Below are 12,088 nucleotides of genomic sequence, written 5' to 3' on the forward strand. Positions count from 1 at the left end.
TTTGGGCTGGTTTAGCAGACCCAACTAATTACTTCGTGTCTGGGCCTCTCAGATTATCCCTGTTCAATTTGTCGTTGCGGATGTCATCGATCTCAACATCTTTCTTGCGCAGGGTGTCTTTGATGGTCTCTTCGCGTGAGGTCACTTCTTTTCCGAGTTTAACTTCCTCCACCACGTGGGCTTCTTTGCTCACCTGAGGCACCTCAGCGTGCTCAATTACTTTGGTTTCACCTTTCTTGAAGGTAGCCATGTCTTTCTCGTTGGCAAGCCTGTTCACCGGCTGACGCTCTACACGCACATGCTCTTCACGCAGGCGTAAATGTTCCTCCACGGGCTTCTCGATAATGCGGCTCTTTACATGTAAGCCACCGGTTTCCACTTCACGCTTTCCTACCTTCAGTTCTTCTTGAACTACTGGTATAGAGGACTGTATCCAGCCTTGGCGCTTGTCTCGAGGCATGGCCTTATACTTCTCTGCACGGTCTTCTACATCTATAGCGCCAAACTTATCGAGCAGCTCGGCTGCTTTCTTCGCTTCAGTTTCTGATTGTGTGTGTACTGCCACGACGGAGCCATGCTGGGCTACTTCAGAGTACTTGCCAGAGTCATCGCGGTTATCGAACAGCGAGTCGAAAAATCCTTTGTCTTTATTGTCGGTGGTACGGTTCTCATTTGCATTGGCAGGGGCCCCTGTTCTGTCAGTGGCACCACGCACGGCAACATCAATGTTATTTTCAGAAATGCCGTTGTTCATCAATTGTTGTGCAGCCATTTGTGCATCAACTCCATAATCAAAAATCCCTATTACAGTTTGTGGTTTCATAGTGTGGTTGTATTTAATTTAATAATAATCTTTGAATCCCGATTCTCAGGACTCAGGTTGGTCTAAGCCTTCGTGGCCAGACCGCTTTACAATGACTTCTTCTTTTCGAAGCGTCATTTGCTGCGGCTGATGCGATTCAATTTTACGCTTCGTAATGCGTATTTCCTCGACCAGTTTCAGCCGCTTCATAACGACTACCTCCTCCTGTAACACAGGTATGATGGTAACATCGCCTTCTTTACGAATGGCGGGAGGAGCCTCGTCAATATACTGGTTGATTGTGACACGTTCAACGTCGGCCTCTTCATGCACCATTGGTTCGTCTATGATCACGTTCTCTTCATGTACATCTTTCGATACATGCACGCTTCCGGTTGCAATAACATGCTTATCGACTTTCACCTGCTCCTCAATTACCGGAATAGTCAGCGGTTGTGTGAGATTCTGCGCTTCAGTTGACAAGGTGCTATTGGAAGGTAAAGAACTTTTGGCAAGCTCACTCTCTCTAAGTTTTTCCTCAAACTCAGATTGTATTTTGTCTTTATTGTCATTCATTTTCAGCAAGTATTAGCCTGTTAAAATATAGCTTTACCAAGTCGTTGTTTAAGTAAGCGCCTATAATTTTCTACGGAACACCAGGCGCATGGTTATGAAGAATCCCGAATCAGCGGTAGAGACGTCTCATCCAGTGAAAGTGGATTTCCTATACTAATAGGCAGGTGAAAGTGCCGTTTTTACCTGCCTTTCAAGTAACTGGTGTACCCAATTCTGAAATTGCAAGAGCTGTTCTGGCCCGCCTTCCTGGTGCTTAATGCGCTTGGCTGCCTGTCCATCCTGGTAAAAGGTGGTATAGGTAGATGAGATATCAGACCAACCGGAAAGGTAAGTGTTGTCTAAGGCATGGTAATCTAGCTTTTCAATTCTCTTGGTAAGGGAATCCATCTCTGCTCGGCCCATCTGCATCAGCAGCGTGTCTTGTGCCAGTGCGTTTTTGAATGGAACGTACACGACCCTGCCATCCTGATAGATTGTGGCGTTGTAAGCCGGGCAAAGCCCCAGGCAGGGGGTTTTCTGAAAAAGCAGCAGCGGAGAGATTGCTGCATCCTGGGCTGTTATTGTTTGTGCTGCAGGTTTTGCACACGCGCCAACCAGCGCAGTAAACAACACCAGCACTACAGCGCTAACCAGTTTGGGAGCTAAGCAAGGGAAACTAAAATGCATCATGCGGCAGCTTTCTGAATGTATCATCCACAAACTCATAAACCTGCGGGTGGCAGGCCTTGCATGCATCATAGTCAATGGTGGAGTCAGGTGGGTTTAAGATGAGAAGCCGGCTGTCTGGGTTGTATACTGTGCCGGTATTGCCTTTGATTGATTCTACTATCTTTCCTGAAATGCGGTTGATTACAAAATGCTCCTGACAGTTTTCACCGCAGGACACCGTGGCAATAGTATATTTCCCGGCGAAGTTTATACCCTGCTCCATCGCCTTGACTATTTCGGATTTATACCTGCCTGCATGGCTGTCGCTGCTGGGTTTTAGTGATGCAAGCTGACCGCTGTATACCGCTGATACCCTAAACTGGTTATTCTGCTGATACTGCGCCATGGTTACACGATACCGGTTATAAATCTCAGGATTGGTGTTGTCGGATATGGGTGTTTCAATGCCACGGTTTGCTAGCTGTTCTTCTAGCTTAGGATGCGTGCTGGCAATGGAGCCCTCCTCATCCGTTTGTTGCTGGCAGCTGCCGAATACCACAGTCAGCATGCCAGCGAGTAAGTAAAGCGTTGGTTTCTTGTGCATAGCTATACATACGCATGCCAACAGGTAAAGGCATAAAAAAAGGCCCTCCCGTGATAGGAGAGCCTTTTAGTGCTTGGTAGCTTATAGCTATGATTATTTTTTGGCTTTGCGCTTTTGCTGCTCTTTGTCAGCCGCCTGCCGCATAGCCTCCTGCATACGCTCCGTGAAAGACGGACCGCCAGATTTTTTCTTCTCTTTTATCTTGTGCTTGTTCTCCTCCAGCCTTGCTCTGATTTTTCCTTCGTCTACAAACTTGCGGATAGCGGCCTGCTGGCCGAACGTTACAATGTTTGACATGAAGTAGTAGAACGAAAGACCTGCCGGGTATGAGTTCAGCACGAACATAAAGATAAGCGGCATCAGGTAGCTGTAGAACTTCATTGGCCCCTGCATGGTGTTTACCTGGTTGTTAGACCACGTGTACAGGATGGTAGAAGCCGTCATCAGGAGCGTAAACATACTCACGTGGTCGCCATAGAAGGGGATCGTGAAGGGCAGTTTCGCGAAGATGTCGTACGTAGACAAGTCCGTTGCCCACAGGAAGGCTTCCTGGCGCAGCTCAATGGAGTTCGGGAAGAAGTTGAACATCGCGAACAGGATCGGAATCTGGAGCAGCATCGGAATACAACCACTCACCGGGTTCACGCCCATCTCGGAGTAGAGCTTCATGGTTTCCATCTGCGTTTTCTGCATGTCGCCATCGTTGCGCTCCTTAATCGCGTCAATCTCAGGCTTCAGCACCTTCATCTTGGCCATCGACACATACGACTTGTAAGTGAGCGGGAAGAGGATGGTTTTGATGTACAGCACCAACAGGATGATGATCAGGCCATAGTTGCCGATGTAATTCTCCAGGAAGTCAAACGCCGGGATAATAATCCACTTGTTCACGTAGGAGAAGATGCCCCAGCCCAGGTCGAGGTTCTTATCGAAGTCATACCCGATTTTATTCAGGATCTTGTAGTCGTTCGGGCCGAAGTAAAACATGAAGTCTCCCTTGCCCGTCAGAACATCCTGCGTCGGGATCAAGATTTGTGATGAAAGCGTCTTTACCACCAGGGAGTCGGCAGGGTCCACAGAGGCTTCCATTTTAGCGCCGGCAAATTGGTTGCCTGCAATGATACCCGCCGTGAAGAAGTTCTGCTTGTTGGCTACCCATTTCAGCGGCTGTTCAACAGTTTCAGTCTCTGTAGACTCAGAAAGCGAGAGGTAGTCGAAATCCTCGGCAGCAGTATAGTAGTTAATGGTCGACTTGGCACGATTCTGTTTCAGGTCACGCTCCAGTTGCTTCAGGCGGTCGCTCCACGTAAACGTGATGGTGTTCCCGCTGATTTGCTGCGCCAGGTTCTCGAAGTTTAGGTTATACCCCAGCAAGAAGCTTTCGTCGTAGAGGGTATAGGCCTGCTCAATAAACTGGCCGTTACCCAGCTCAGCGCGGAAGGCGATGGTTTTGCCAGCGGCATTCTTGTCGGTAGCTGCCACGTTTTTTACATCCGCCGCCGTAAAGTACAGGTCAGAGAGCTGCACTGTCTTGCCATCAGCGGTAGTGAAGCTAACATCGGTATTGCTGCTTTTGCTGTCGAACAGAACCAGCGGCTCGTTTTGATACGTCTCATAATTTTTCAGCAACACTTCCTTTACCTGGCCGCCTTTTGAGCTGAAGGTAACGCGCATGTGCTCATTCTCCAGGGTAGTAGTGGTTTCCTCGCCGTTAGCGGCAGCGCCAAAAGCGCCGAGAGCGCTAGCTCTGCGAACCTGTGCGAGTGAGTCGTCTACTACCGGAGCCGCTTGCTGTACCTGCTCCACTTTGGCTGTTTCCTGTACTGCCAGTTGTTTAGCCTGCTCGTCGGGTGCTGAAAAGAAAAACGAGTAAGCCAGCAACAGCACGGCAATCAATCCAAAGCCAATTGCTTGATTTCTGTCCATTTAATATAATTTGAAGAATGTAATATGCTTATTTAGATTTAGCGAAGTTGATGGCCGCTTTCACAAATTTAACAAAAAGCGGGTGCGGGTTCAATGCAGTGCTCTTTAATTCAGGGTGATACTGTGCGGCGACAAACCAGTTATGGTCCTGCAACTCGATCACTTCTACCAATCCTGTGTCGGGGTTGATGCCGGAAGCGATCATACCTGCCTGCTCAAAATCAGCTAAGTACTTGTTGTTGAACTCATAACGATGTCTGTGACGCTCCGATATTTTAGCCTTTCCATATATTGAATAAGCCTTCGACCCTCGTTTTAGTTCACAAGTATAGGAACCCAAACGCATAGTTCCACCCATTTGGGTCACTTGTTTTTGGTCCTCCATCATACCGATCACCGGATGAGGCGTATTCGGGTCCATCTCTGTAGAAGCGGCTCCTTCCAGTTTCAGCACGTTGCGCGCAAACTCCACTGCGGCACACTGCATGCCCAGGCAGATGCCCAGGAATGGGATGTTGTTCTCCCGCACAAACCGTATAGCCTCCAGTTTACCGGCATACCCGCGTTCACCGAAGCCCGGCGCTACCAATACACCGTTCATGTGCTGCAGCAGGCTTGCCACGTTATCGCTGTTGATGTTCTCCGACTGGAAGGTCTTCAGGTTCACCTTGCACTCATTAGCAGAACCGGCATGCACAAACGATTCAATGATCGACTTGTAAGCATCCGGTAACTCCACGTACTTGCCTACCAGCGCGATGTTTACTTCTGCGGTAGGGTTCTTCAATCGGCCCAGAAACTCTTTCCAGCTGTCTAGGTTTGGGTCCAGCCTATGCGGCAGCTTCAGCTTGCTGATCACACGCTCATCCAATTTCTCCTTGCGCATCAGCAAAGGCACATCGTAGATGGTTTCCGCATCCAAGGACTCGATCACGGAGTTCGTCTTCACATTGCAGAACAAGGCGATCTTTTTGCGCATCTCGGCAGGTATGGAGTGCTCCGAACGGCATACCAGAATATCGGGCTGTACGCCTGCCTCCGAAAGGGCCCTTACAGAGTGTTGGGTCGGCTTTGTTTTCAACTCACCGGCAGCACGCAGGTAAGGCACCAGGGTCAGGTGAATCACGCAGGTTTCGTGCACGCCGAGTTCCCAGCGCAACTGGCGCAAAGCCTCTATAAACGGGAGCGATTCGATATCTCCCACGCAGCCACCAATCTCAGTGATCACGATATCATAGTCACCGCTCTGGCCCAAGAGCAACATGCGGCGCTTGATCTCGTCGGTGATATGGGGGATAACCTGCACCGTTTTTCCTAAATAAGCGCCTTCACGCTCTCTCGTGATCACGTGGTTGTAGATGCGGCCGGTCGTAACGTTGTTTGCCTGTGATGTTGGTGTGTTGAGGAAGCGCTCATAGTGGCCCAGGTCAAGGTCTGTCTCGGCGCCGTCTTCCGTTACGAAGCACTCGCCGTGCTCATAAGGGTTCAGGGTGCCTGGGTCGATATTGATGTATGGGTCGAACTTCTGGATTGTAACAGAAAAACCTCTCGCCTGGAGCAACTTTGCAAGAGAGGCAGAGATGATTCCTTTGCCGAGGGAGGATGTCACACCGCCAGTAACGAAAATATATTTAGTAGCCATAAGTTTGGGTTAAGCCTTATGGGCTGCAAAGTTAAGTTTATTATTCGATTTTCCAGAGTTTACCCGCTAACTCATAGGATAACTTTCTTCTAATTCAAGCATAATTAGCATAAAAAAAGTCCGCCTCCCTATATTTTAAATTATCTGAAGAATGACTTGTAATGTTCGGCAAAAATAGGCCGTAGCGAAACCTTTATATATTAAATCCTTATATAGCCCTTATCAGTCAATACGCTACAAAATAGTTATATTTTCAATTTTATAAAGCCGATTATCATGTGCTCTTTTTACAAGCCAATAAGCTTCATTGCCCTTAGTGCTGTTTTTTCATTATTTTCATACAATGCCGAAGCGCAGTTCAATAGGAATAAATTTAATTCGGAGGATGCCTTTTCTGCCCCGAGAGGTTTCAGAGGCTCAGAATCCAGTGGGTTTGAAATTACCGGCGGCGTGGGTTTTGGGATAATGAACAGCGATAATCGGGGGCACCAGTTTGGGGAAAACGGTTTAAGGCCAATTGCCAACAACGGCATCGGGCAGTACCTCAGTCTTGGTGGTCTCTATAATTTCAACCAAAGATTGAGCGCCTTAGCCAGTTTTGACTATAGCAAATTTAAAGGAGAGGAGGACAAAACAAAGCATTTGGCCCATCCTGACGATGTTACTTTCAATTCCAGTATCGCTCAACTAACCGGATCTGTTCTGTTTAACTTCGCAGACCAGTATACGGGCACCGGAGGTAACCGCCACCTGACATTTGTAGTCCCTTATGTAAAAGCGGGTATTGGTCTGGCGAGACACAAAGCCTCTTCTTATACTTCAGATCAGAGTGGCGGGAGGGTATACCATGCCGCTCAAACAGACTATCCGGCGGTGGCTGCAGTATTCCCCATTGGAGCTGGTTTCAAGTTCAATGTCAGTGATGCCATGAGTATCGCACCGGAAATTACCATGAATTTCTCTTCGACGGATCATTCGGATAACAGGAAAAACGAGGTCGGGTTTTTAGGTAAAAACGACCATTTCCTGAACGCCTCCGTGAAAATATTCTATAAAATCAAGCATACTAAAAAGGCCCCTGCCTTTGAAGTTCAATAGAAATAAAAAATACAGGAAGAATGGCCTCAAGAGTTGGTATAATCCGGTTTTTGAGGCCATTCTTTTTTGCAGGTATACATACAGCATCATCGCGGCCAGGCACTTACACAGCTAATTATAACCTGCGTTAACAGCTGTGTAAGTGCCTGGCCTTTCACCTGCAACTGGTCACGTTTTTTGGTGAGGTATATAACGAAAGCAAGCAATTTATTGAGCAGCTTTACTTCGACTTTTAGGATACTATTTTATCCGAATGAGAGGCCTTTTTAGAAATTAGTTTTCCAGGTATGTATAATTAAACCTAGAAAGACTATACATTTGCATTATCAGCCTTTTCATACTACTGGTTCATTTGGATTAGTTAAGGCGGTGTTGATGTATTTTATTTCCAAGTCCTAAGCTTGGTTCAGTTTTCCTTTTTTATGTATTTTTCTTATAGAATTGTTCTTAATGTTCTGGTGCTCTGTAGTTTATTTTTGACCTGCAACGCTTTGCTAGCACAGACTACTACAGTCAAATTCAACTCCGAGGATGCTAGTATGTGGGACCATCACTACAAGCGCTACCTTAACAAAGGCTTTGAGTTGACGGGAGGCATTGGGGTGGCCATCATGAACAGTGACAACGAAAGCCGGCCATTCAGAGATAACGGTTTGCGCCCCATACGCAACAATGGGTATGGCCTTCACCTGGATGCTGGTGCGCTTTATAATTTCAATCCATACATCGGTATACTGGGAAATCTAGGGTATAATACATTTAAAGGCGATGAGGACGCTGAGTATTCCAAGGACGATGTTACTTATAATTCAAAAGCGCTGCGGCTAGAGGCGTCACTACTCGTCAACCTGATTAATCCCTATGCAGGGGTTGGGCGTTATCGTCATCGCAGATTTGTTGTGCCATACATCAAGGCCGGGGTGGGGACGGGGTTTTATACCTCTTCGTCCTATTCAAACGATAAAAATGGAGATGCAAACAACTTAGATAACAGCGCGGCGTCTACCGGAATGATGGCGCTTTTACCAATAGGCGGTGGGCTCCGGTTTTATGTGCACAATAATTTCTGCATTGCGCCCGAATTAAGCTTAATTTTTTCCTCAACGGATTATCTGGACAGCAGGGCCTGGGAACCAGGTATCTTAGGCGAAAATGACCACTTCGCAACAGCCTCGGTTAAGTTTTTCTACCAATTAAAACCCGTTAAGCGTGTGCCGGTATTTATTAGGCCTTAGCAGACTTTAGTGCTGCATGTAAATTTCATTAAGTGGGTATAGCGCATGCTGCTTTGCAATTATAACAGGCTGCATTAAAACCTAAAGATCGAGCGTCAGTTGATAGCCTTCCAGCTTGTCGTGCTGATAGAGCAAACTCGATACACTAATGCCAAGCAGGCGCACAGGGTAGAGGGGAAGCGCAGGCGTGTGCAGTAGTTCTTTCGCAATGGAATACATGGCATTCGCAGAACTGAACTCACTGAGGTATGTTTTGCTGCGCGTATTCAGCGTGAAATCGAAATACTTGATCTTAAGCGTGAGTGTTTTGGCTGTCGCCTGCAGGCGGGCCATGTCCTGGGCTACTTCAGTGGCCAAAAACTGCAATTTTTCCAGCATCTCATGCTCTTCTGAAATATCCGTGTCGAACGTTCGCTCTGAGCCGATGGATTTTCTGATGCGGTGTGGCTGCACTTCCCGGTTGTCCTGCGCCCTGGCAATATGATAGTAGTATCTTCCTGTTTTTCCGAAGTTGCGGGTTAATTCCTGTTCTGTTTTCTGGCGCAGATCGTACCCAGAGTAGATGCCCATTTGCTGCATCTTTAGAGCCGTGACTTTACCGATGCCATGAAACTTCTCTATAGCCAGGTCGCCGACCACCTCCAGCGCTTTATCTGGCGTAATGAGCGTAAAGCCATTCGGCTTGTCCATATCAGAGGCTATTTTAGCCAGGAATTTATTATAGGACACTCCGGCGGAAGCCGTTAACCCGGTCTCTTCCAGAATGCGGGCTTTTATCTGATGGGCGATGATGCTGGCAGAGGGCATGCCTAACTTGTTTTCGGTCACGTCCAGATAAGCCTCGTCCAGTGAGAGTGGCTCCACCAGGTCGGTGTAAGACAGGAATATCTCCCGGATCTGCCGCGAAACAGCACTATACGCCTCAAAGCGCGGCTTCACAAAAATCAGGTGCGGGCAGCGTTGCGCAGCTATTTTGGAGGCCAACGCCGAATGCACGCCGAACTTACGGGCTTCGTAACTGGCCGCCGCCACCACACCCCGCTCGCGCGAGCCGCCCACAGCCACTGGCTTGCCACGCAGTTCCGGATTGTCGCGTTGCTCCACCGAAGCAAAGAAGGCATCCATGTCCACATGGATTATTTTCCGGATAGGGTTTTCCAAAGTGTGCAAGTTTCCTGCAATTTATAAAAGTATGAGCACTTCCGTAAACCTCTTTGCTTTCCTCTTTCTGGCGAAAGTGCACGTATACTACGGTTTGATTATCCACTTAATTATTTTTTTAGATGAAGACAAACCTCACAAAGGCATTTAGTATTCTGTTGGCTAGTTCCCTCGTGTATGGCTGCACTGGTACAGAACAGACTTCCGAGCAGCAGGGTACTGATGCATCTGTAACCTACAATCCTGACGCGGATACTGTTACCACCATGACAAATGCCACCCTTGTGTTGCCAGCGCCCGACACGACCCATCGGGCGAAGAAATTTAGCAAAACAATTGGCTGGCCAGCGGGAAAAACACCAACGGCTCCGGCGGGCTTTACAGTATCGCGTTATGCAACGAACCTCAAGCACCCGCGCCGCATCTACATTGCTCCAAACAAGGATGTTTTTGTGGCAGAGTCTGATGACGAAAAGAAGAGCGCAAACCAGATAACGCTGTTACGCGACACGAACAACGACGGCTTGCCAGAGGTACAGGAGGTTTTTTTGAAAGGCGTGCAGCAGCCATACGGGATGCTGATTTTGAACAACTATTTTTATGTGGCGCTGGTTGACAAGCTGGTGCGTTACCCATACCAGGCAGGCCAGACAAGCATCACGGCGCAGCCCGAGAAAATATTAGACTTGCCAGCAGGGGGGTATAACCACCATTGGACGCGCAACATCATCGCCAGTCCGGACGGTCGTAAAATCTACGTATCGGTAGGCTCGGCGAGTAACGTGGGCGAGTATGGTATGAAAGAAGAAGAGCGCCGTGCCAATATCCTCGAGATCAACCCGGATGGAACGGGGGAAAGGGTATACGCCAGCGGTCTGCGAAACCCCGTAGGTATGGACTGGGAGCCCAGTAACAAAATGCTCTGGACAGCAGTGAACGAACGTGACCAGCTCGGTGACGAACTGGTCCCCGATTACCTGACCAGTGTGAAAGCCGGTGGATTTTATGGATGGCCTTATTCATACTTTGGTCAGAACGTGGATCCTCGCCGGAAGGGAGAACGCCCTGATTTGGTGCAGCAGGCATTGGTGCCAGAAGTGCCTTTGGGGGCGCACACCGCATCGTTAGGCTTAGCGTTTTATACCGGTAGTACTTTTCCGGCCAGGTACAAGGGAGGTGCCTTTGTTGGGCAGCACGGCTCGTGGAACCGCACTAACTTTGTGGGCTATAAAGTGGTGTTCGTGCCTTTTCAGGGCGGCAAGCCTGCAGGCGCCCCTGAGGACTTTTTGACGGGTTTCATAGCCAACGAAGATAAAAGCGAAGTTTACGGTCGCCCGGTTGGGGTAGAGGTTAGCCCTGATGGAGCCTTGTTGGTGGCTGATGACGAGGGCGGTATAATCTGGAAAGTCATGGCCACAAAATAAAGAATATCAAACAGTGAATATTTAGATTGAAACCCGTTCGGCATTGCTCAACGGGTTTCTTTTTTTAGCCCATTAGGGGCAAAGCATAGCGCATTAACGCATGAAATATGTTTCGTACAGCTGCAATGTGCACGCAAAGGTAAATCCCATGCCTTGGTTTTGCGTTCAATAGGAGAAGTTGAATTGACTTTATCTCTTAAACGAAAGCTATGAAAGTATTATTTGTATTGACATCACATGATAAGTTAGGCGACACCGGCCATAAAACAGGGTTTTGGGTAGAGGAATTTGCCGCCCCATACTATGTTTTGGCCGATGCCGGCGTAGACATCACTTTGGCATCACCCAAAGGGGGTATGCCGCCGATTGACCCTAGCAGCGAAGCACCGGATGCGCAAACCGAAGCCACAGAACGCTACTACAAGGACGAAAGCTTGCAGCATAAACTATCAAAGACAGTAAAACTAGCAGAGGTGAAAGCCGAGGAGTATGATGCTGTTTTCTATCCGGGGGGGCATGGGCCGCTCTGGGACCTGGCCTCGAGCCAGGATTCAGTAAAGCTCATTGAGGCCTTCGCTAAACAAGAGAAGCCGATTGCCGCTGTATGCCATGCGCCCGCTGTATTTGCGGATGTGAAAAATGAGAATGGCGCGCCGTTCGTAAAAGGCAAGAATGTTACCGGTTTCACCAACACCGAAGAGGAGGCGGTAAATTTAACTGATGTGGTTCCGTTTTTAGTGGAAGATAAATTGAAAGAACTGGGTGGGCACTATTCGAAAGAAGGGGACTGGCAACCCCATGTAGTTCGGGATGGGCTGCTGATTACCGGGCAGAACCCGGCATCTTCCGAAGGAGCAGCGAAAGAGCTTTTAAAACTTTTGAAAAAATAAGCCATTCAGCGTTTGAGTTTTATAAAGCCCCGACAAGCTTCTTAGGTTTATCGGGGCTTTGTTTTTATGAAAGGCTCAGAGA

11 protein-coding genes are annotated in these 12,088 nt (G+C 48.3%); 4 read left to right on the forward strand and 7 right to left on the reverse strand.

The genetic code is table 11. The annotated features are described in order from the left end of the window. Positions 1-28: 28 nt before the first annotated feature. The 6 genes from ACXYMU_RS07295 to ACXYMU_RS07320 form a co-directional block, all read right to left on the reverse strand. Positions 29-823, reverse strand: a complete 795-nt coding sequence (locus ACXYMU_RS07295; RefSeq protein ID WP_458985708.1) for a YsnF/AvaK domain-containing protein — start codon at positions 821-823, stop codon at positions 29-31. Positions 824-868: 45 nt separating this feature from the next. Next, positions 869-1,378 (reverse strand): YsnF/AvaK domain-containing protein, encoded by a 510-nt coding sequence (locus ACXYMU_RS07300; protein WP_458985709.1) that lies wholly within the window; start codon positions 1,376-1,378, stop codon positions 869-871. 153 nt (positions 1,379-1,531) lie between these two features. Continuing rightward, positions 1,532-2,047, reverse strand: coding sequence for a DUF6438 domain-containing protein (locus tag ACXYMU_RS07305; protein ID WP_458985710.1), 516 nt, complete (start codon positions 2,045-2,047; stop codon positions 1,532-1,534). Further along, positions 2,034-2,630 (reverse strand): hypothetical protein, encoded by a 597-nt coding sequence (locus tag ACXYMU_RS07310; RefSeq protein ID WP_458985711.1) that lies wholly within the window; start codon positions 2,628-2,630, stop codon positions 2,034-2,036. Before ACXYMU_RS07310 ends, ACXYMU_RS07305 begins: the two co-directional genes overlap by 14 nt. A gap of 93 nt (positions 2,631-2,723) precedes the next feature. Further along, positions 2,724-4,556: a membrane protein insertase YidC gene (gene yidC / locus ACXYMU_RS07315; protein ID WP_458985712.1), complete on the reverse strand. Its 1,833-nt coding sequence runs from the start codon at positions 4,554-4,556 to the stop codon at positions 2,724-2,726. 28 nt (positions 4,557-4,584) lie between these two features. Continuing rightward, positions 4,585-6,198, reverse strand: a complete 1,614-nt coding sequence (locus ACXYMU_RS07320) for a CTP synthase (RefSeq protein WP_458985713.1) — start codon at positions 6,196-6,198, stop codon at positions 4,585-4,587. A 276-nt stretch (positions 6,199-6,474) separates the two neighbouring features. Between ACXYMU_RS07320 and ACXYMU_RS07325 the strand changes: the two genes are divergently transcribed. Together ACXYMU_RS07325 and ACXYMU_RS07330 are read left to right on the forward strand one after the other, a co-directional pair. Further along, complete coding sequence (locus tag ACXYMU_RS07325) at positions 6,475-7,296, forward strand: hypothetical protein (RefSeq protein WP_458985714.1); 822 nt, start codon at positions 6,475-6,477, stop codon at positions 7,294-7,296. A 491-nt stretch (positions 7,297-7,787) separates the two neighbouring features. Further along, on the forward strand, positions 7,788-8,531 hold the full coding sequence (locus ACXYMU_RS07330) for a porin family protein (RefSeq protein ID WP_458985715.1): 744 nt from the start codon (positions 7,788-7,790) through the stop codon (positions 8,529-8,531). An 81-nt stretch (positions 8,532-8,612) separates the two neighbouring features. Here the strand turns inward: ACXYMU_RS07330 and dinB are convergent, their stop codons facing one another. Beyond that, complete coding sequence (dinB, locus tag ACXYMU_RS07335; RefSeq protein ID WP_458985716.1) at positions 8,613-9,692, reverse strand: DNA polymerase IV; 1,080 nt, start codon at positions 9,690-9,692, stop codon at positions 8,613-8,615. Between the two features lie 122 nt (positions 9,693-9,814). Between dinB and ACXYMU_RS07340 the strand changes: the two genes are divergently transcribed. After that, positions 9,815-11,116, forward strand: a complete 1,302-nt coding sequence (locus ACXYMU_RS07340; protein ID WP_458985717.1) for a PQQ-dependent sugar dehydrogenase — start codon at positions 9,815-9,817, stop codon at positions 11,114-11,116. A gap of 209 nt (positions 11,117-11,325) precedes the next feature. Then, positions 11,326-12,006: a type 1 glutamine amidotransferase domain-containing protein gene (locus ACXYMU_RS07345; RefSeq protein ID WP_458985718.1), complete on the forward strand. Its 681-nt coding sequence runs from the start codon at positions 11,326-11,328 to the stop codon at positions 12,004-12,006. Positions 12,007-12,088 lie beyond the last annotated feature (82 nt).

This window comes from Pontibacter sp. CAU 1760, from assembly GCF_054482735.1.